Origin of the sequence: Teredinibacter turnerae T7901, from assembly GCF_000023025.1 — a bacterium.
Taxonomy (GTDB): domain Bacteria; phylum Pseudomonadota; class Gammaproteobacteria; order Pseudomonadales; family Cellvibrionaceae; genus Teredinibacter; species Teredinibacter turnerae_B.
Window position 1 is genome coordinate 2,162,367 of the sequence record NC_012997.1, and the last position, 20,986, is coordinate 2,183,352.

Sequence of the window (20,986 nt, forward strand, 5' to 3'; positions counted from 1 at the left end):
ACCCGACCTGTGGCGACACATGTCGGGTTTTTTTGATTATTACGTACACCAATCTATCTCAAACCGGTAACTCGCGGTTACTTCCAATTATTGGTCAGATCAACATTTACTGGCCCAAAATCTGTTGTTTAAGCCGTGTATTGGTTCAGCTTTAATAATTGTGAAGACACTGACTGACCAGGCGTAACTGTTGCTCGCTGTCGGGTGTTTCACAAAACAAAATATTATAAACAATCGGCGCAAACAGGTTGTCGATCAGCATCTCGACTGCCGGTATTCGCTCGCCGCGTTGTTGCGCTCTTTCAACGATTATTTCCAGCCGTTCGCGGGCCAATTGTACGCAACGTGTGGTGCAGTCGCTCGTGTGAGTCGCGGCAATATCGCGCAGCAATTGCTTGCCCAATTCAGAGCCTAGTTCGTCAGCGTAGAATTCAGCAAATTTAAGTAAATCGCCGGGAAGACTGCCGGTATCGTCCGGAGGTGTATCGGGCCGCATATGCGCTACTGCAACATCGGCGAGCAGAGATGTCAGGTCGCCCCAACGGCGGTAGATGGTGGAGGGCGTGACGCCTGCAGCACTCGCGATCATACATACGGTAAGTTCTTCGCGGCTGTGCGTGGCCTGAAGTTCACGCACAGCTTGATGGATAGATTGCTGTATGCGGGCACTTCGTCCGCCGGTACGGATTTTTTTTGTGGTTGTCATGGTCGAAGCTTAACACAAAAAAATTGCGTTAAGCGACCAAGTAGGGCAGACTCTTAATGCAAAATATTTGCGTTAATGAGGTGTTAAATGCAAAGTCCCACTTCCCAAAGTGCGCCAAGTCGAAAAAATAACACGCTGTTTCTGTGTTTCACTCTTCTGATTTTTCTCGCGGCTGCGTCTACCCCAACGCCCATGTATCACCTCTATCAGGAACAATGGCACTTTTCTTCGGCGATGCTCACACTGGTATTCGGTGTCTATGCGCTGATGATGTTGGCATCGCTTCTTATCGCGGGCGGGTTGTCTGATCATATTGGGCGCAAGCCCGTTATAGCCGCAGCGATTGTGCTTGAAATTGTTGCTGTGGGCCTGTTTATTCTCGCGCAAAATGTGCACTGGCTGCTTTTTGCTAGGGTCATGCAAGGCACGGCAACTGGTATCGCAAGCAGCGTGATTGCCGCCAGCATGCTGGATGCTGATCATCAACGCGGTCCGCTTTTTAACAGCTTGTCTTCCATTTCGGGATTGGGTTTGGGCGCCCTGGTATCGAGTCTGCTTATCTTCTTTGCGCCTATGCCGTTGGCGCTGTCCTATTGGGTTTTGCTGCTGCTCCTGTTGGTTGCACTGTTGTGGCTAATCAGCATTGAGGAAACCGCCAGTTTGCGCCCGGGAGCACTCGCCTCGTTAATACCTCGGATTGCCATTCCCGCAGAAATTCGTGGTGCACTTATGACGGTGGCCCCCGTTAATGTCAGTGGTTGGGCGTTGGGTGGCTTTTATTTGTCTTTGGCACCATCTGTCATTGTCGACATTACCCATACTGATTCCGTTTTGATTGCTGGCGGTGCTGTATTTTTGTTGACGCTGAGTGGCGCTATATCGGTATTCGTGCAGCGTAATCGGGCGCCCGAGGCGATGCTTGCTTACGGAGCTACTGCACTTGCCTTAGGTTTGGGGTTGTTTCTTGTGTCGATACAAATTGGGCAAATTGGCGTACTTTTGTTAGGTTCGGTAATTGCGGGTAGCGGCTTTGGTTCCAGTTTTGTGGGCTCCATGCGCAGTGTGTTGCCCTTGGCTCCTGCCTCGCAGCGGGCCGGGCTTACAGCGGTATTTTTTATTATCAGCTATTTAGCGCTCAGTATCCCCTCGATGGCAGCAGGTCTGCTGATAAAACAGTTGGGATTGCACACCACTGCACTGGGTTTTGGGACTCTATTGCTGGTGATGATTCTGTTGGCGATAGTATTGCAGCGATTGCGCAAGCATTCCAAAGTATCGACATTACCCGGCTGATGACTTTGTCACTTAAGAGCCTATGGGAATGTATAGCTCCAGGTCGAACTCGTGTTGTGAATCGGTGAACTGGTTTTTGTTGTATGCCACCCAGATTGGGGTGGTGCGTACCCGCAAACCACTGTGCGGTACCCACTCTTGCAGAATACGGCTCAAATATGGAATAAACTCGCCGTAAACACCGGCGAGGTGAAACCGCGCATGGATACCGCCTGGTAATCGCAACACATTAATAACGCTGCGCTGCAAAGGGGTTTTGTGTATTTCGACACAGGCGACGTAGCGGCAATCCTTGAGCGGCACCAGGCAGGGGTTCGAATGAAGCAGGGCAAACTGGCCTTGGGTGTGCAAGCCATTTTCGAATCGCCAAAGGTCGAGCTTTTGCCACGTGTGAGCAATACTCCGGTCGTATCCGTGGTGGCGGATATACGCCATTAACCGTGAAGGTACTTCACATATGACCGGTTGGGGTAATGCTCTGTTGGCGATGTTTTGGTAACCCCGTGCAATTTCCGGTACCTGCAAAAACTCTGTTTGCAGCTGGGCATCAGTGTGACTTCGGCTGCGCCATTCTCCGGGCGAGCTTCCCATTTGCAGTTTAAACGCGCGCGAAAAAGACGACAGCGATTTGAAACCGCATGCGAGCGCGACTTCCGATACTGTAGCTGACTGGTCGAACATGAGCTGGTTTGCTGCCTGCTCCAGTCGAATACGCGCGATATAGCGGTGGACAGTTTCTCCCATATATTCAGCAAACACACGATGGAAATGATGCTCTGAAAAAGCGGCGATAGCTGCGAGGCGCGCAGCGGGCAAATCTGCGCTTATATCCTTGTGGATTTCGTGCAACACGTCGTTTAAGCGTGAGGTCACATGTTGTTGAGGCAGACTCTTCCTCATTGGATTTGGCAGCTCTACTGGAGTTGTTGTTTCGTGCACACCGATACCGCACATTTAGACACAATATTGCGCATAAATGGACAAATTAGCTCGCAGTTTAGAACAAACTTAAACTGAGCGACAAGGATAAGCTGGCGGTCTCTCATTAGATGGGCCGGAGGCCTCATGAAAACTGCCCGCTTGGTAGAAAGTTTACCCACATCCTACATAAGAGAAATTCTGCAAGCCGCTACAGCTGCTGATTGCCTGTCGCTCGCCGGCGGATTACCCGACCCCAAGTACTTTCCGCTTGATGCCACGGCGGAAGCTTTGCAACTAGTAGCCGATTCTCCCTCGGTACATGGCCACCTGTTTCAGTACGCGTCGACGCGTGGCTATCAACCGCTGATCGATCACTTGCAAACGCAATTATCCGTTGGTGCCGGGCATGAGCTACTGATGACCAACGGTTCGCAGCAGGGTATTGATCTGGCAGTGCGAACGTATCTAAATCAGGGAGATGAGGTTGCGCTGGAAGTGCCAGCCTACCTGGGCGCTTTGCAGGTGTTCGCACTGGCAGGTGTCAGAGTGCGACCGATTCCCCAATTGCCGAATGGCCCAGACCTAGAAGCGTTACGAAAGGTGTTCGAGACCGGACGTTGTAAAATGTTTTATACCGTGCCGGACTTTCATAACCCCACCGGTTGTTGTTGGTCGCTGGAGGTTCGCACCGAGGTCGCTCGGTTGTGCAGAAAACATGGTGTATTGCTTTTGGAAGATGCACCCTATCGGGATATTCGTTTTCATGGTGAAAACTTGCCTTTAGTCAGTGATTTCTGCTCCGATGTGGCGATTGTTCTCAGCTCTTTTTCGAAGACAGCGATGCCAGGCTTGCGTCTGGGTGCGGTAGTTGCGGGCAAAAAGTTGCTAGCTCCCATGCTGCGAGTAAAGCAGGCAGTCGACTTACACACCAACACACTTGGCCAATTCCTGTTGGCAGAGTTTTTGGTGAAAGGGAATTATGTCGCGCATATTGCAAACCTTTGCCGCAATTACCACGCTAAATACGAAGCACTGCATGCAGCGCTCGAGCTCCACACCGCAGAGTTTGGCTTTCATCGCCCTGTGCAAGGGGGTATGTTTATCTGGTTTGTTTTGCACGAGTTGGACGCGACATTGGTCGCGCAGCGCTGCCTGGAGCGGGGCTTAGCGGTTGTGCCGGGCGGGGTGTTTTTCCCTGCTGGAGAAAAGCACTCGATAAATGCATTGCGGTTGAATTTCAGTTATCTCGCAATTTCGCAGCTGGAAGAGGCGGCTGCCCGTTTGGCAGCCGTATTACGCGAATTGTCGGCATGTATTGCCGTCGGCGGGCGTTACTCCGGGGTGCGGTGAAGCCAGTGGAACAGCACCGGTAATACCACCAGGGTGAGCAGTGTCGAGGTGAAAATGCCACCGATCACAACAGTTGCCAATGGCCGCTGCACCTCGGCACCGATCCCTGTGTTTAACGCCATTGGGAGGAAACCAAGGCTTGCCACCAGCGCCGTCATCAGTACGGGGCGCAGGCGCGACTTGGCTCCGTCGACAACTGCTTGAAACACCGGTGTGCCACTGCGCCAGTCGTCTTGAATAACGCTCAGCATAACCAGGCCATTGAGCACCGCGATGCCGGATAGTGCAATAAACCCAACACCAGCGGTGATCGAAAATGGCATGTCGCGAAGCAGTAACGCGAACACGCCGCCGGTGATTGCCAGCGGTACCGCAGTAAAAATAATCAGTGCATTCTTGAATGACGATAAGGATAAGGTCAGTAAACCGAGAATCATCAGCAGGGTCAGCGGAACAATGACAGCAAGGCGTGCAAGTGCAGAATTCAKTTGCTCAAAACTACCGCCGTATTCAACCCAGTAACCGGGAGGAATCTCGCCGTTTTTCGCAATTTCCTGCTGTAGCTCCGTCACGAAACTGCCGAGGTCCCGATTGCGGATATTGGCGGTGACAATGATGCGTCGCTTGCCATTTTCTCTGCTAATTTGCGCGGGGGCGGATTCCTGCTGCAAGGTTGCGAGTTCTTCCAGTGGGACATAGCCGGTGCTGCCTGGTACGGCAACGGGCATGGATTTTAATCGGTCTGTGTTCTTGCGCAGTGGTTCCGCAAAGCGCACTACCAGGTCGAACCGCCTGTCGCCCTGCTGGACCAGCCCCACACTTTCTCCGCCGATCGTTGTCGCCACCCATTGCTGTAAATCCGCCAGGTTTAGTCCGTAGCTGCCCAGCGCGGCAGGTTTGGGGATTATCGACAGGCTCGGCAGGCCGGTGACCTGCTCCACGCGCGCATCGGACGCACCGGGTATGCGATTGATGATGCGCAATACCTGCTGTGCGGTTTTTAGGAGGAGGTCCAGATCGTCGCCGTAAATCTTAACGCCCAGGTCGGCGCGCACCCCCGAGAGCAATTCATTAAAGCGCATCTGAATGGGTTGTGTGAACTCGTAATTGTTGCCCAGCAATTGGTTGACGGATTGGGCGATTTCCTCCACCAGCGCATTTTTGGTTTTTTCCGGGTTGGGCCATTCGTCGTGGGGCTTCAGCATGATAAACACATCAGCCACATTGGGCGGCATTGGGTCAGTGGCGACTTCAGCAGTGCCGATACGAGAGAACACCGTTGTCACTTCGGGAAAGCCTGTGATGGTTTGCTCCAGCGCAGCTTGCATATCGACGGATTGCTGCAAACCGGTGCCGGGAATTCGGATTGCGTGCAGGGCAATATCGCCTTCGTTCAGCTGGGGTAAAAACTCCGAACCCAAGCGCGGTATCAGCACAGTGGCCAGCACTATCAGCCCGACACTGGGCACTAACACCAACCAGCGCCAGCGCAGCGCGCCCTTTAGTAGCGCGGCATAGACAGTGGTGACTTTGGTAAACAGGCGGCCTTCGTGGTCGGCCCGCGGCTGCCGTAAACACACGGCGATGGCGGCAGGTACGGCAGTGAATGACAGCAGCATCGCCGCAAGCAGGGCGAATACGACGGTTAGCGCCATGGGGTGGAACATTTTTCCTTCCACGCCGGTCAGTGAAAAAATGGGCAGGTAAACCAGGGTAATGATGGTGATACCAAAAAGGCTTGGTTTGGCGACCTCCCGCGTGGCGTCGTAGACAATTTTCAGACGGAGGCTCACGGGGAGCTGACTGCTGTGTTGGCCGCGCGCTTCACCCAAGCGGCGGATGGCGTTTTCCATAATAATGACGCTACCGTCCACTATCAGTCCGAAATCCAGTGCGCCGAGACTCATCAGATTGGCGGAAACACCGGTGTTTACCATCCCGGTTATGGTTAACAGAAAGGCGAGGGGAATAACGGCCGCCGTGATTAATGCGGCGCGAATATTTTTTAGTAGCAAAAATAGAATGGCAACAACGAGCAGTGCACCTTCCAGCAGATTGCGCGCGACTGTAATGACAGCCTTATCGACGAGGTCGGTGCGGTTATAAACTGGCGACACCATAATCCCGTCGGGCATCGACGTTTGGATGTCTGCAAGCTTTGCCGATGCGCGCGCTGCAACATCCCGCGAATTTTCGCCGATCAGCATCATCACTGTGCCCAACACGGTTTCCCTGCCGTTGCTGGTCGCCGCGCCCGTGCGCAATTCATGGCCCAGGGCGACGGTTGCCACGTCTCGAATTCGCAGCGGTGCCTTGTCTGGCCTGGCAATAATCACGTTTTCTATGTCGGCGATGGACCCTAGCTGACCTTGCGATCGCACTAATAATTGTTGCCCATTGTTTTCGATGTAGCCCGCGCCGCGGTTGCCGTTATTTGCACCTAATGCGTGGCTAATGTCGGCAAGCGACACGCCGTAGTTCAACAATTTGATCGGGTCGGGCATGACGTGGAATTGTTTGTTGTAGCCACCAATGCTGTTCACTTCGGCGACGCCAGCGGTACGCAACATTTGTGGTTTTATCACCCAGTCTTGAATTTCCCGCAAATCCATCGTGGTGTAGGGGGTGCCGTCTGCTCTTTTGGCATCCTCCTGGGCGCTCACGGTGTACATTAAAATTTCGCCCAATCCGGTTGAAACCGGACTCATAGAGGGTTCCAAGCCAGGTGGTATATCGCTTTTAATCTCGTTAAGTTTGGTGTTGATTAAATTGCGGGCGAAATAGAGGTCGGTTTTCGGGGTGAAAACGGCAGTAACCTGAGAAAGCCCGTAGCGGGAAATGGAGCGGGTGTACTCCAGCTTGGGCAGGCCGGTGAGGGCATTTTCTATGAAGTAGGTTATCTGCTGTTCGATCTCTAACGGCGAGTACCCGGGTGCCGCCGTATTAATCTGAACTTGAACATTGGTGATATCCGGCACTGCATCCACATTCAGGTGGCTTGCGTTCCAGCCGCCAATAGCGATGACCAAAAGCAGGCTCCAAAGTACCAGTACGCGCTTCTCGATGGAAAAGCGCAGCATAGAATCCAGCATTGTGCTTCTCCTCAGTGGCTGTGTTCAGCGCTGGATTTCTCCTGCTCTGCTTTCAACAAGTAACTGTTGTCCGTTGCGTACTCGGCGCCGATCTCCAGCCCGGTAACCACCTCGTACAGCGCAGTGTTTTCGCGATCCAGAGTAAGCGGGGTGAAGTGATAGGTGTTGCCTTCACGCACATACACACCGGTTCGCCCGTCGATGGTGTGCACCGCCCGTTTTTCTACTGCGAGAGGAAGAGTGAGGCTACCGGTGTCAATCTGCGCTTCTATCCACTGGCCGGTGGTGAGTCTATTGCCGTCTGGCAGTTTTATTCGTGCGATGCGGTAGGGGGCATCAGGCTGGGGGATGATGTGTTCGATCCGGCTGCTGATCATACCTTCGCTGGTGGGTATGAATACCCGCTGCTTTTCTTCGATTTGCTGCGCTTGCGCGGGGTAAATACGCAACTCCAGCCATTGCGGCAGGGTGGTCGCTACCACAAATACGGTCTCGCTGTTGACCAGATCCCCGCTATTTGCGCGTTGCTCTATGACTTTGCCTTCAGCGGGCGCCCGCAGTGGATATGAGCGCAGGCTGTCGTTGGACTCCAGCATAGCCAATAGATCGCCTTTGTTTACGTGGTCGCCCACAGCAACTTGAACCTGGGTGATAACACCGTCGAATCTCGGCGCGACATGGAAGAGTTGTTCTGCGCCGAAGCGCACTGTGCCAAATGTGGAAATCTGCGTTTTGAGTTCTGCCGCTCCGGCAATGGCTGTTGTTATTTGCGGCATGGCCGCTTGATTATCTGGCAGTTTGATAGGCCGGTTGTGCGCAGTATCTTCTGAGTGCTCATGCTTGTGTTCATGTGCAGCGTGTTGCTCCTCGCTTGCGCTGACATTGGCCAATGTGGTGATGGTGCCGAATGCAGTGATGTAGATGAATATCGCGCCACAGATGATTTGCTTTAGTGCTGGTGATCGTTGGTACATGTTAAAAATTCCGAATAGTCCATTCCAAAAAACGTTCACCCTGCGGGCTGTGCAAATTTGTGCACGCACGCCATCACGCCCCGGCTGGGCGCCTATGGGGCAGGTGAACCGAGTAGAGAAAGGCTCATTCAACGCCGCAGCAACGGTATGCCTGGCGCCGCCAAGCGGCGCAGAGAAGTAAGGCCGCTTAGGTTACAAAGCGGTGGATACGGTTATTTATGGCGGAGTAACGAGCCCGTGCTTGGAGGGCTATACAATGGGAGGGCGATACAGTGGTTCTAGGGTGCGCAGGGGTAAATGTTGGAAATAGCCTATGGCAGGCATTCTGATGTCATAACTGAATGGGGCTGTTGGGTTGGTAAGTATGGCTTGTACCAAATGCCCGTGGCAGTGACAGCAGTGGTGACAGTCGGGTTTGGACTTTGTAGCTGAAAGCCCTTCTTTAACTCCCGTTTCTTCGGAGCCGGGTTGTAACTTGTGCTGATGGTCGTCGAACGTTAGATGCTGGTTACCGGCCTGATGCGCCGCATGCATATCGGCCGTCGCAAAGCCTGCCTGATATGAAAACAGGAGGATAAGCATGTATGTCAGCAAACGGGCGGGCATGATCGCGAGTTTCGAGTGTCCGAGTAGAAGGTGTCGTCATAGTAACAGATAGGAATAAGTGCGTTAGAGTGTGTGTCTCAGAAAGGTTCCATTGCCCGTGAAAATAGTTAAATGATCATATTTGAATCTAAAAGTCTAATTATTTAATTTAGGCATCATATATGACCTTTAAAGATATTTTGTTTATTGCGTATATATGACTGTTTATCTAAACTTTACACAGTTATAAATCATAAATGACGGGTAATTGTGTGGTTGAAAGCGATGAAAATATCAGGCGTAAACTGGGTGCCCGATTACAGGCGCAGCGGCTCCTGCATAACTGGGATCAGGAAAGTCTGGCTTACGAGGCGGGTATCTCGCAGAGCACGCTGTATCGTCTGGAAAAAGGTGGCAGTGTCAGCCTCGATGCTTTAATTCGAGTGCTGCGGGTATTGGGTCTGTTGGAACGGCTGGACGCCCTGGTGCCACAAGCGGAGATGAGTCCGGTAGCACAGGTACGTGAGTCGAGGCAAAAGTTGCGGAAACGCGCGACAGGTACCCGCAAGACTACACAGAAAAACAGCGGCTGGCAGGGGTTTGGTCAGAGTGTTTCGTTTGATGATTCCGAAGGAGATTAATTGTGGTGCAACGCGTAAATAGCGCCGCTGTGGTTTTATGGGGGGTTGAAATTGGTGCCATAAGCTGGGACGACGAGCGCGAGTTGGGCATATTTCAATATGCGCCAGAGTTTCTCGACAGCGGTGTGCAGGTATCACCATTAATGATGCCGCTGGCGCCACAGCCCTACAGCTTTCCCGCACTTAACGGCGAAACCTTTAAGCGGTTACCCGGGCTGTTGGCCGACGTGCTACCAGATAAATTCGGGACGGCGATGATCGAGCAATGGCTCCTGCAGCAGGGGATCGCCAGCCACAGTTTTTCGCCCGTGGAGCGCTTGTGTTACATCGGCAACCGGGGAATGGGGGCGCTGGAGTTTAAACCGGTGGTCGACAGAAATTTGCCAGCGACAAGCCGTGCGTTGGATGTGGCGGACATGGTCGCCTTGGCCAGTCGTATCCTTAATTCGCGGCAAGCGTTAACGGCAGAGCTTAAAAATGGGGACGACGAGCTCAATGAGCGCAGCTTGGCAGATATTCTTCACGTGGGCTCTTCGGCGGGAGGTGCGCGCGCCAAGGCCGTTGTAGCGTGGAACCGTGAAACCAACGAGGTGAGGTCCGGCCAGGTTGCCTTGCCTCCAGCGTTTGAGCACTGGCTGATAAAATTCGATGGCGTTGCAAACAATCGCGATAAAGAACTTGCCGATGGCCGAGGCTACGGCAAAATGGAGTATGCCTACTACAAAATGGCGCTGTCTGCCGGAATCGATATAAGTGAATGCCGGCTGCTGGAAGAAAATGGCCGCCATCATTTTATGACGCGACGATTCGACAGAACGCGTGGCGGCGGCAAACTCCATATGCAATCGCTGTGCGCTCTGCAGCACTACGATTTTAATCTTCCTGGTGCTTACTCGTACGAACAGGCGATGGCCACTGCCGTCGAGCTAGGTCTGGGTAAGCGGGCGGTAGAGCAGCTGTATGTGCGTGCACTGTTTAATATTATGGCGCGCAACCAGGATGATCATGTAAAGAATATCGCCTTTCTCATGGATACTTCCGGAGAGTGGCGCCTGGCTCCCGCGTTTGATCTAACGTTCTCTTACAACCCGCAAGGTGCCTTCACCGGCAGACACCAAATGACATTCAACGGTAAGAGAGACGGGTTTACGCACACTGACTTCACCGACGTTGCGCAGCGCTTCACCATTCCAAAAAATAGAGCAATTGATTTTGCTGAGCGTGTGTTAGCGGCCGTAAATACATGGGAGGCAGAGGCAAGCGCCGTTGGTGTGGGTGAGGAATCTATTGTTGCCCGTAAAACACTAATGCGCACAGATTGGGCCGTATAACTCGCCTTTTTGTGTTTATTAAGGTGTTTGGCGAGGTGGCCCGGCCTTGCCGCAGCGGTGGCTTCTTCCACATCGCTGAGAGCAGTATTTTACCTCTCCCCAGCATCGCTCCCATTTTTTTCGCCAGTAAAATGGTCGCTCACAGTGAGCGCATATTTTCGACGGCAGATTAGATTTTTTCACCGCTTTCCAATCTCTGTAAAAAGTTGCCAGCGTCTTGCTCTATGGCTGCAATTTTATCGTCAGTCATTCGGGCCAGGTTGCGGTAGGGCATGCCCAGGCGAGGGTTGTTCGACAGTGAGCTTTTGTTGCGGAGCAGAAAGTCCCAATACAAATAATTGAAGGGACATGCATCAGCGCCATTTTTTTTACTGACTTTATACGCACACTGCTTACAGTAATTGGACATTTTATTGATGTACGCACCGCTGGCCGCATAGGGTTTTGATGCGAGGTAACCGCCGTCGGCAAACAGGATCATACCGGAAACATTAGGCAGCTCCACCCATTCATAGGCGTCGGCATAAACAATCAGATACCATTCGTTAACCTCATCGGGCGCTAAGCCCGCGAGCAACGCAAAGTTGCCCATCACCATAAGGCGCTGTATGTGATGCGCGTAGGCGTGTTGGCGGGTTTCGCTTACGCACTGCGACAGGCAATTCATGTTTGTAGGTGCCCCCCAATACAGGGGAGGGAGTTTTCGTTTGGCGTTAAGAAAGTTCTCTTTCCCGTAGCCCGGCATTTTTAACCAATAGATACCGCGCACAAACTCCCGCCAGCCCAGAATTTGGCGAATAAAACCTTCTACCGCATTGAGGGGGGCCGCTCCTTGTCGGTAGGCGTTTTCGGCCTGTTCGGCGCACTCCAATGGCAGCAGCAGCCCGCAATTTAAATAGAAGCTGAGGTGGGAGTGGTACATCCAGGGTTCGCTTTCAAGCATGGCATCCTGATAGTCACCAAAACTCGCCAGTCGTTCGGCAATGAATTTGTCCAGGGCATAGAGCGCTTGTTGGCGAGTAACGGCGAAGTGAAAATGTTGCAGCTCGCCGAAGTGGTCTTTGAAGCGGTGTTCGACCAGTTCGATAACCTCTTGCGTGATCTCGTCGGTCCGTGCCTGATAGGTCGCTGGCACGCTCAATCCGTCTTTTGGTGGTTTACGGTTTTCACTGTCGTAATTCCAAGCACCACCTACAGGCCGCTCACCGTCCATAAGAATCTGCGTTTTTTTACGCATTTCACGGTAAAAATATTCCATCCGCAGCTGCTTTTTATCCCCAGCCCAGGCTTTAAACGCATCGATACTGCATATAAACCGGGTATCAGTGCGGATTTCCAGATTGAGGTCGAGCGAATTGAGTTCTTGTAATACGCGGTATTCGCCCGGCTCGGTCACTACTACCTTGGCCGCATTGTGAGTTTTCGAAAATCGCGCGATCTCGCCAGCAAGCGATCCTGTGTTATCGGGTGTGTCCAGCTTTACATAGTCTACGTTGACTCCGTTTTCTGCTAATTCTGCGGCGAAGTGACGCATCGCAGAAAATAGAAATGCGATTTTCATTTTGTGGTGTTTAACGTAGCTGGCTTCATCGAGCACCTCACACATAAGTACCCGGTCATGCTGTGGGTCGAAGTCCTTAAGACTTGAAATGCTGGTTGAGAGCTGGTCTCCAAGGATAAAGCGAAGAATCAAAACGAATGCCTCTTTCTGCTCGAAATGTTGACTTATACGTCAGTCGGAGCAATTTAGATTTTGAATGTTGTGAAGATGAAGTTGTGTGCTCTGTAAATAAACGCAGGCGTCAACTTTGACCACTTTGCTTGGAGCGTTTCGTAAGTATAGGCACGACGTAAAAAATACTGAGTGTTAAAAAAACCGACTGCACGGATAGGGCGCGGGTTTGTTCTAAATTGTCTGGCGAAGCAGGGATTTTTACTTTTGCTGAGTGTTAATTGTTCTATTTGAGCGCTTATAAGCGAAATTCTGAGCAAGTATTCGTCTGGGAAGTGACGTTATTTGAAAAATTTTTATGGGAGCACAGTTTTAATTCAAAAATTACTGCTGTGATCTTCTCCGGTGCGGTGAAGTTAAGTTGCTTCAGGATAAGGAATTAAATTTAATACTTTATTATTTGTTTTTGGTTTTTTTGCGCGATCTAGGTCGCATTTGTTTAATCGATGCGCGCGTTATTGGCGCCAAAAAAGTGCGTGAATAATGGCGTTAAGCTTGCTTTAAATAGCGCTGATGTACGGAGAAAATAATTAACGCATTATTTTATTTGGCGCGTATTGTTGGTGTGTGTCTATTTATGTATTATCGATCCGCTTCAAATGTTCGTTTGAATATATCCACAGGGAGCTTTTCCATGCCTCTACGTTTTTGTTCGTCTATTGTGTTATCGCTTTGCTTGCTGCCAGCGGCATATGCAGCCAAAGCCCCTCAGCACGATAGCGGTCCGTTTGACCTTGCTATCGCTAACGAGGAAAAATTAATTTCCATGCTCAAAAAATCAGGGAAGATTTCGCCTACTGCTTCACGTCACGAAGCCGAGCAGGCGTTATATTCCATTTTGCGACAGCGCCAACAGGCGGCGCAGGCAGCTTCGTTGACGGTGTCTGAATCCCCGACGCAATTCGCTGTAAAACACCAAAAAAGTAAAAAATTCACCAAAGCGTCTTTAATGCCTGGCAGTGTTTCCAATGGGGGTGCTGTGCGCAATGTAGTGGTGGAGCCTTACGATGGTGAAAAGAAAACCGCAAAGCTTCTCACTATTTTGATGGAGTTTCCGGATTACCCGCACAACGCAGTATCAGCGGGTGATACGGATTTTTATTACGAAGATTACAACAAAGAGCACTATGCAGAATTGTTGTTCAGTGAAGAAAATTTCGCTGGCCCGAACGGTGAATCGCTGATCACTATGCAGGGCTATTACGATGCGCAATCCGGTGGCAGTTACGGTGTGAGTGGTACCGTTGCTGGCTGGTATATGGCGAGCCATCCTGCAGCCTATTATGGTGGCAACGATCCTTCAACTGAAAATGATTTGGCGCCACGAGAATTGGTGACTGAAGCGTTGTTAGCCGCGCAGGCTGACCCAACGGTAAACCTAGCTGACTTCGACGTGGAAGATCGTTACGACCTCGATGGCGATGGCGATTATTGGGAACCCGATGGTCTTGTCGACCATGTCCAGGTTATCCACTCTTCGGTTGGTGAAGAAGCGGGCGGCGGTGCTCTGGGCGATGATGCTATCTGGTCTCACCGCTGGAATCTGGGTGACATTTTATTTTTGGAAGACACCCCAACAGACGCACCTTATTGGGATGGCGTCATGGCAGCTTACGATTATACGATTCAACCAATCGATGCGGCTGCGGGTGTAATCTGTCATGAATACGGTCACGATCTTGGCCTTCCTGACGAATACGATACTCAGTACAGCGGTCGCGGCGAGCCGGTTTCTTTCTGGTCACTAATGTCCAGTGGTTCCTGGACAGGTAAAATCGCGGGCACGCAACCATCCGGTTTTAGCCCTTGGGCTAAAGAGTACTTGCAAAGTACTCTTGCTGGTAACTGGCAGACTGGCGTTGCAGTGAGCGTGGAAGATCTGGACGCGCACGGTGCATTTTATCTGTTGGATGAAGCGGTCACCAAAGGGACAAACAACGATGCAATTCGTGTCGATTTGCCACCGAAGAAAACCGTAATCCTTGAGCCTTACAGCGGCGACATGGTGTACTTTAGCGGCTCAGGTAATGATCTCTTTAATGTACAGGCAATCACTGTCGACCTCACCGGTTCAACTACCGCTGGTTTGTCTTTTATGGCGAATTACGACATTGAGACAGACTGGGATTATGCCTATGTGACTGTTGATGGTGTGCCGATTCCAGGCAACGTTACCACCACCAGTGACCCCAACGGACAAAATCTTGGTTACGGCATCACCGGTTCAACTCCTGGCTGGGTTGAAGCACAATTCGATCTCAGCCCTTATGTTGGCGCAGTGGTCGAACTCGGCTTCTACTATGTTACCGACTCCTATGTAGCTAACCCAGGCTTCTACATGGATGACATCAAAGTCGAACTCGACAGCGTTTCCACGTTGCTTGGTGATGCGGATGGCGAAGATGCCTTTATCTACGATGGTTTCACCAAAGACGGCGGTTATGTAAATACCGAGCATTACTATCTGCTGGAATGGCGTACCCATCACGGCATTGATGAGGGCTTGAAATATATCGGTGTTGCAGACAGCTACATGTCGACTAACGAAGGTCTTGTGGTTTGGTACTACGACAGCCTGTTTGGTACTGACAACTGGGTAGGATATCATCCTGGTGAGGGCTTCCTCGGCGTGGTGGATGCTGATCAGTCTACGTTGTTGTGGAGTGACGGTTATCCGGCTTCAACCCGCTATCAGATACACGATGCTGCCTTCGGTGTTAAACCCGCGCGCCCGGTAAATGTGACCATTCCCGACGGGTCTGGAAGCTTCCTGCGCCTGGTTGACCGCGATGTTCAACCGGAAGCCTTCTTTAAGGATCACTGGGATTACATCTCCCCACTGATTCCTGATGCAGGTAAACTGTTGCCAGAATACGGCTTGATGATTCGTGTTGTCGATGATTCGCCAAATGGCTCTGTAGGTAAGGTTCGTATTGCCAATCGCAGTAAATAACCCCGTCAATCTGTGACGTTAATAAAGCCGATAACTTCGTTATCGGCTTTTTTTATTCCTGAGTTTTAGTAGTTCGCGCTGGGTTGTTATTGAAAATTCCGTCGATTTGGTTTTTTCTCCAACCTTGACTCCGGAGGGTAAGAGTTTAAATTGATCGCCATCCTCCAATACGCGTGCATATTCGTAGTTGCCACTTTGTTTGTTAAACACCACTACTTCTCCGCGATGGGTAACGAACCATTGCAATCCATCAGCCTTCATTCGCTGCAGATGTATCTGGTCGCCATTTGACTGGTTGAAGATCTGCGCAGGTCTAGCGGGAGGTGTAGCGCTTGCCGCACCGGTAATTGCGAAAGTGATAATAAAAACCATAAAACGTGTTTGCATACATCCCCCGTAATCAAAATAGGTGTTTGTTTGTGCTCGGAATTGGTCTGCATTGTAGCTTCTGAACATGGATTCTGGCCGCTGAGCAATAGCTTGGTTAAGTGACATACCTTAAGCGACAAATACCGGGCGAGCGCCTGAATAGTTGCTGAAAAGCACTGCACAGTTCTCGAGTGTCTGCTTGCAATGTTGAAGTGATATAGTGTTTCTTATTTTGAGTGAATGAAAGAGGCTAGGTTCCTGATGCATGCTATTTCCACAATTCTATTCGATTTGGGTGGTGTTTTATTGGAATTAGATGGGCTGCCCATTAAAGACAGCTGGGTTGATGATCCGATACCAGCGGAACAAAACTGGTTGGCTTGGCTGCGATCACCCACCGTCAAAGAGTTTGAAACTGGGCAGATTAGTGAAGAGGAGTTTGTCGCGGGTGTCGTGAGGGAATTTAATCTCAAAATAGATGAGCAAATGTTTCGCGAGGCATTTATTCGCTGGCCTAAGTCCCTGTTCACAGGTGCAGCAGGCCTGCTCGAGCAATTAAAACCCCAGTATAATCTGGCATTTTTTTCAAACACCAATCGCCTGCATCTTCCTAGATTACTTCACGACTTAAATTTGGCGAGTTATTTCAATCACACCTATGCCTCTTGTGAGATCGGTTTATTTAAGCCGGATGTAGAGAGCTTTATCTATGTGGCCAACGATATGCAAGTTGCCCCTGAACATGTCCTATTTATCGACGACAATCAGATAAATGTCGAAGGGGCGGTCGCCGCAGGAATGCAAGGGAAAAGAGCCGTAGGGCTGGACGAAGTGAAGGCAGTGTTAGCTGAATTCGGTTTGTTGTAGACCTAGTGAGATAAGTGTTATTTATCAATATCACAACCGTTATTCAGCTTCAGTTGTATTTCTCAGCGACGAATAAATATAGCAACCAAGCGGTTTTAGGTAACAGCAAAATCAGGTAGTATTTCTGCTGAAAATTTAATAGGAAAAAACTATGCCCATTACTCTTAGGACTTTCGTTTTGCCTCTCGCGGCGTGTGCACTTATGGCGTGTAATCAGCCAGAAAAAGGCAGTGACGCTGCAAAAGCCAACGCCGAACAATACAATGAGGAAAGCGCTAAAGCCTTTTTAAAGGAGGCGGAAGCGGAGCTAGGAGACGCATCGCTATTTTTAAATCATGCGTCCTGGCTGGCTGCGACCTATATCAACTTTGATAGCCAGGAAGTCGAAGCGCGCGCAGGCAAAGAGTTCACCCTGAAAACGGTGCAGTTTGCCAAGCAAGTCAAAAAGTGGGATGGCGCTGATCTTACCCCGGATACTCGTCGCCAACTCGACGGTTTGCGGCTGGCCTTGAGTTTTCCTGCGCCAGACGACGAAAAGTTGGCGAGTGAGCTAGCGCAAATTGGTTCCAAAATGCAAGGTATGTACGGCGCTGGTCAATATTGTATGGCCGATGGTAATTGCATGTCACTTGGTGATATGAGCAAAATCCTAGCGGAAAGCGATGATCCTGAATTGATGAAATCCGTGTGGGCCGGGTGGCGCGATGTCTCTCCGCCTATGCGTGGCCTGTACGAAAGACAGGTTGAGATTGCCAATCAGGGGGCGCAGGATCTTGGTTACGCGAACCTGGCGGATCTCTGGCGTTCCAACTACGATATGCAGCCCGAAGCGTTTGCCGCTGACGTCGATGCACAATGGGACAAAGTGAAGCCCTTCTATGAAGCTTTACACTGCCACGTACGGGCTAAATTGAATGAATTCTATGGCGATGACGTTGTGCCGTCCCAAGGTAAAATCCCAGCTCATTTACTTGGTAATATGTGGGCACAAACCTGGTCAAATGTATACGATAAAGTGAAACCGGAAGTCAGCTCCAGCTACAACCTTACCTCATTGATTGAGAAAAAGGGTATGACTGAACTGGATATGGTAAAAACCGGCGAGGCATTTTTCTCATCTATTGGATTTGAGCCACTTCCAGAGACTTTTTGGGAACGCTCAATGTTCACCAAGCCACGTGATCGTGATGTTGTCTGTCACGCGAGTGCCTGGGACCTGGATGATAAAGACGATCTGCGGATTAAAATGTGTATTCAGAAAAACGCAGAAGATTTTCAAACCATTCATCACGAACTGGGCCACAATTATTATCAGCGTGCGTATAAAGAGCAGCCCTTTATCTACCGTGGCAGCGCTAACGACGGCTTCCATGAAGCGCTCGGCGATACGGTAGCTCTGTCTATTACGCCCAGCTATCTGGTGCAGATTGGCCTGCTGGATAAAGAGCCGCCTGTAGACGAGGATCTTGGCCAGCTGCTCGAGTTGGCTCTCGATAAAATTGCATTTCTTCCGTTTGGGTTGCTCGTAGACAAGTGGCGCTGGCAGGTGTTCAGCGGCGAACTTGCACCAGCGGATTACAATAAAGGCTGGTGGGAATTGCGTGAGAAGTATCAAGGCATCGCCGCTCCGGTAGCGCGTTCGGAAGAAGATTTCGACCCGGGTGCGAAGTACCATATCCCCGGCAATACACCTTACACGCGGTATTTCCTTGCATTTATTCAGCAATTTCAGTTTCACAAAGCGTTGTGTGAAACCGCAGGTTATGAAGGGCCGCTACACCGGTGTTCTATCTATGGTAATGAGGCTGCGGGCGCTAAGTTGAAAGCCATGATGGAAATGGGAAGCAGTAAACCCTGGCAAGAAGCTATGGCCGCAGTGACTGGGCAAGAGACGCTAGATGCATCTGCGATTATCGACTATTTTGCACCGGTAAAAGCCTGGCTCGATGAGCAAAATAAAGGGCGAAGCTGCGGTTGGTAATCTGCCAGAAAATTACTTTGAAGCGCCTTTTTTGGCGCTTTTTTTTGGCGCTTTTTTGGATTAGTGGTCGCGGCTTTTTCTCGGTAATTTGAAAGTGAAAACGCTATGCGTATTTATTTATTAAAATCGTTGGGGTAAGCGCGATTGAATAGATGGGATCATCTATTTATATCCCAGGTTAATAGTATCTGTGTTGACTGAGGTTTGATTCAGGAAGGTGTTGTTTTAGCGCACGGCTCAATAGATTATTTTCATTGAACGGCTGCGAACAGGTAGACCTCGCGGTCAAACTGTTCGCAGCGGGTTACGGCATTCAGCTTTAATGTTCGACTTACGGTTAGTGGATACCGCGCATTCCTCTTTTGAGGAAGGGTGATATCACAAACATAAATACTGCTACACCAATACCCAGCCACATCAAAAACGAGTAGAGCTGGGTATAAGTCGCAAGCATAGCGACCGGGTCGGCTGCATCAGCATTGGCATTGATGGAAGCCATTTTGCCGATACGTGTGGCTATTGTCTCCGAAAGAGCGGTTGCCAAAAACCAAGTCCCCATACTGACGCTCATCACCTTTGAGATTGAGAGCTTACTCACAGCAGACAAGCCAACAGGTGATATACAAAGCTCGCCAGTGGTATGGAGCAAGTAGGCCAGCACCAGCCAAATCATTCCCACTTTCCCTGCTTCGTTGGGAAATTGTGCACCAATAACCAGTGCGCCGAACCCCAGACCTGCCTGTAAAATTCCCAGGCTAAATTTAACCGGTGTCGAAGGTTCCAGATTGCGTTTACCGAGCCAGGTCCACAGCCATGCGAGGGGGATAGCCAAAAGCATGATAAAGCCCGCATTAAGCGACCCAAACATGGAAGCACGAATTTCGCCACCACCAAAAGAGCGGTCCAGAACTCGATCAGCGTAGAGCGTCATACTGCCAGCTGACTGCTCGAACAGCGCCCAGAACACGACTGACGAAAGAATCAGAATCATCAGTACAACCGTTCTGCTGTACTCAGGCGATTTATTATTTTTGAATCCATAGATAATAAATATAACCAGACCCAGCAGCATTAATCCCAAGCCAATATCGTTATCAGTGAACGCCCAAAATAAGCCGCTCGCGATAGAGAAAACAGCAAGGACGAGCGCCGGTTTATCGCTGATCATTGAGCCGTGCTCGTAGCTGAAGGCATAAAGAATCAAACAGACGATGGCAATGATCAAAAGACTGTTCTGTGTTAGGTGAACGATGGGCTCGTGTTGTACCAGAATCCAGACGAAGCCAAGGCTCAAAATCGCTGCAACATAAATCGTGTTTTCAACACTAAGCAGGCCTAATACTTTGGTTTTTAATTTTTCGGGTTCGCTTGGCTCTGCATGACCGTAAAGATATTTTTGGCCCCAGCTAAAACTGACAAGTCCGAGTAGCATACCAACGCCAGCCGCACCAAAACCGTAGCTCCAGCCGAATGTTTCTCCCAGCCAGCCACATAGCAGCGTGGCGAAAAACGAACCAATATTGATCCCCATATAATAAATGGTGTAACCCGCATCCCGCCGTGTGTCGTTTTCACCATAGAGGCGACCGACAATGGAAGAAATGTTAGGTTTTAAAAACCCAACTCCGACGGTGATGAGCGCTAAAGCAAAAAAGAAGACATTTAACGCGACGCGATCCTGCACTATAACGTCTTGTGCGAGCGTTGTTCCCGCAAGATAGCTAACCCCAGTGGAGGAGACTATGGAGTCTTTGAGTACAGTACCTGCTGCATACACGCTTGCAGCGCTACCTTCGTAGGCCATAGTGGCGTGTCCCAGCGCCAGTAGTATGCCGCCGAACATCACCGACTTACGCATGCCAAGATAACGGTCCGCAATCAGTCCGCCAATCAATGGCAAGGCATAAACCAAGCCTGCGTACGCCCCAAGCACATCGTAGCCTGCACCGTCGGAGAAAAGGTGATATTTAGTAAGGTAAAGTAACAGCAAATATTTCATGCCGTAAAAAGAAAAGCGCTCCCACAACTCAGTTGTAAAGCAAACGAAAAGTCCGGCAGGGTGGCCGAAGAGTTCTTTTTGTTGCAACGATGATTGCACGTTTTACTCCCAAAGTAATAAATAAGGCAGGCAGGATCTGATTGCCTATCTTCAAGTTCTGCAGCCCGGGGTTAACTAGCTGCAGCGTTCTAC

15 protein-coding genes are annotated in these 20,986 nt (G+C 50.5%); 7 read left to right on the top strand and 8 right to left on the bottom strand.

Translation table 11 applies throughout. The annotated features are described in order from the left end of the window. Window positions 1-151: 151 nt before the first annotated feature. Window positions 152-706, bottom strand: coding sequence for a TetR/AcrR family transcriptional regulator (locus tag TERTU_RS09255; RefSeq protein WP_015817357.1), 555 nt, complete (start codon window positions 704-706; stop codon window positions 152-154). 87 nt (window positions 707-793) lie between these two features. On the opposite strand from TERTU_RS09255, the gene TERTU_RS09260 reads away from it, so the two are divergent. Continuing rightward, window positions 794-1,999 carry an MFS transporter gene (locus TERTU_RS09260; RefSeq protein ID WP_015816990.1) on the top strand — a complete coding sequence of 402 codons (1,206 nt, stop codon included), beginning with the start codon at window positions 794-796 and terminating at the stop codon, window positions 1,997-1,999. Window positions 2,000-2,011: 12 nt separating this feature from the next. Here TERTU_RS09260 and TERTU_RS09265 read toward each other — a convergent pair whose 3' ends face one another. Next, a complete protein-coding gene (locus TERTU_RS09265) occupies window positions 2,012-2,899 on the bottom strand; it encodes an AraC family transcriptional regulator (RefSeq protein WP_041590408.1) in 888 nt (295 codons plus the stop codon). Between the two features lie 165 nt (window positions 2,900-3,064). Between TERTU_RS09265 and TERTU_RS09270 the strand changes: the two genes are divergently transcribed. Continuing rightward, a complete protein-coding gene (locus TERTU_RS09270) occupies window positions 3,065-4,270 on the top strand; it encodes an aminotransferase-like domain-containing protein (protein ID WP_015820520.1) in 1,206 nt (401 codons plus the stop codon). Here TERTU_RS09270 and TERTU_RS09275 read toward each other — a convergent pair. Together TERTU_RS09275 and TERTU_RS09280 are read right to left on the bottom strand one after the other, a co-directional pair. After that, a complete protein-coding gene (locus TERTU_RS09275; RefSeq protein WP_015819006.1) occupies window positions 4,252-7,362 on the bottom strand; it encodes an efflux RND transporter permease subunit in 3,111 nt (1,036 codons plus the stop codon). The genes TERTU_RS09270 and TERTU_RS09275 overlap by 19 nt on opposite strands. A gap of 11 nt (window positions 7,363-7,373) precedes the next feature. Then, window positions 7,374-8,336, bottom strand: a complete 963-nt coding sequence (locus TERTU_RS09280) for an efflux RND transporter periplasmic adaptor subunit (protein ID WP_015816933.1) — start codon at window positions 8,334-8,336, stop codon at window positions 7,374-7,376. 857 nt (window positions 8,337-9,193) lie between these two features. On the opposite strand from TERTU_RS09280, the gene TERTU_RS09285 reads away from it, so the two are divergent. Continuing rightward, entirely contained in the window at window positions 9,194-9,562 is a 369-nt protein-coding gene (locus tag TERTU_RS09285) for a helix-turn-helix domain-containing protein (RefSeq protein ID WP_015820191.1), read from the top strand. A 2-nt stretch (window positions 9,563-9,564) separates the two neighbouring features. Next, complete coding sequence (locus TERTU_RS09290; RefSeq protein WP_015818724.1) at window positions 9,565-10,893, top strand: type II toxin-antitoxin system HipA family toxin; 1,329 nt, start codon at window positions 9,565-9,567, stop codon at window positions 10,891-10,893. Between the two features lie 18 nt (window positions 10,894-10,911). Here the strand turns inward: TERTU_RS09290 and TERTU_RS22460 are convergent, their stop codons facing one another. Then, window positions 10,912-11,076: a DUF2256 domain-containing protein gene (locus tag TERTU_RS22460; RefSeq protein WP_080516702.1), complete on the bottom strand. Its 165-nt coding sequence runs from the start codon at window positions 11,074-11,076 to the stop codon at window positions 10,912-10,914. Continuing rightward, window positions 11,063-12,586 (bottom strand): cryptochrome/photolyase family protein, encoded by a 1,524-nt coding sequence (locus tag TERTU_RS09300; RefSeq protein WP_015819299.1) that lies wholly within the window; start codon window positions 12,584-12,586, stop codon window positions 11,063-11,065. Before TERTU_RS09300 ends, TERTU_RS22460 begins: the two co-directional genes overlap by 14 nt. Before the next feature lie 673 nt (window positions 12,587-13,259). Here TERTU_RS09300 and TERTU_RS09305 point away from each other — a divergent pair. Beyond that, on the top strand, window positions 13,260-15,578 hold the full coding sequence (locus tag TERTU_RS09305) for an immune inhibitor A domain-containing protein (RefSeq protein ID WP_015816840.1): 2,319 nt from the start codon (window positions 13,260-13,262) through the stop codon (window positions 15,576-15,578). A gap of 39 nt (window positions 15,579-15,617) precedes the next feature. Here TERTU_RS09305 and TERTU_RS09310 read toward each other — a convergent pair whose 3' ends face one another. Then, window positions 15,618-15,965, bottom strand: a complete 348-nt coding sequence (locus TERTU_RS09310) for a hypothetical protein (protein ID WP_015817287.1) — start codon at window positions 15,963-15,965, stop codon at window positions 15,618-15,620. Window positions 15,966-16,208: 243 nt separating this feature from the next. Here TERTU_RS09310 and TERTU_RS09315 point away from each other — a divergent pair, with 243 nt between their 5' ends. Both TERTU_RS09315 and TERTU_RS09320 read left to right on the top strand, forming a co-directional pair. Then, on the top strand, window positions 16,209-16,814 hold the full coding sequence (locus tag TERTU_RS09315; RefSeq protein ID WP_015818038.1) for an HAD family hydrolase: 606 nt from the start codon (window positions 16,209-16,211) through the stop codon (window positions 16,812-16,814). A 202-nt stretch (window positions 16,815-17,016) separates the two neighbouring features. Then, on the top strand, window positions 17,017-18,795 hold the full coding sequence (locus tag TERTU_RS09320; RefSeq protein ID WP_015818478.1) for a M2 family metallopeptidase: 1,779 nt from the start codon (window positions 17,017-17,019) through the stop codon (window positions 18,793-18,795). Between the two features lie 337 nt (window positions 18,796-19,132). Here TERTU_RS09320 and TERTU_RS09325 read toward each other — a convergent pair whose 3' ends face one another. Then, complete coding sequence (locus TERTU_RS09325) at window positions 19,133-20,893, bottom strand: peptide MFS transporter (RefSeq protein WP_015819200.1); 1,761 nt, start codon at window positions 20,891-20,893, stop codon at window positions 19,133-19,135. Between the last annotated feature and the right edge of the window lie 93 nt (window positions 20,894-20,986).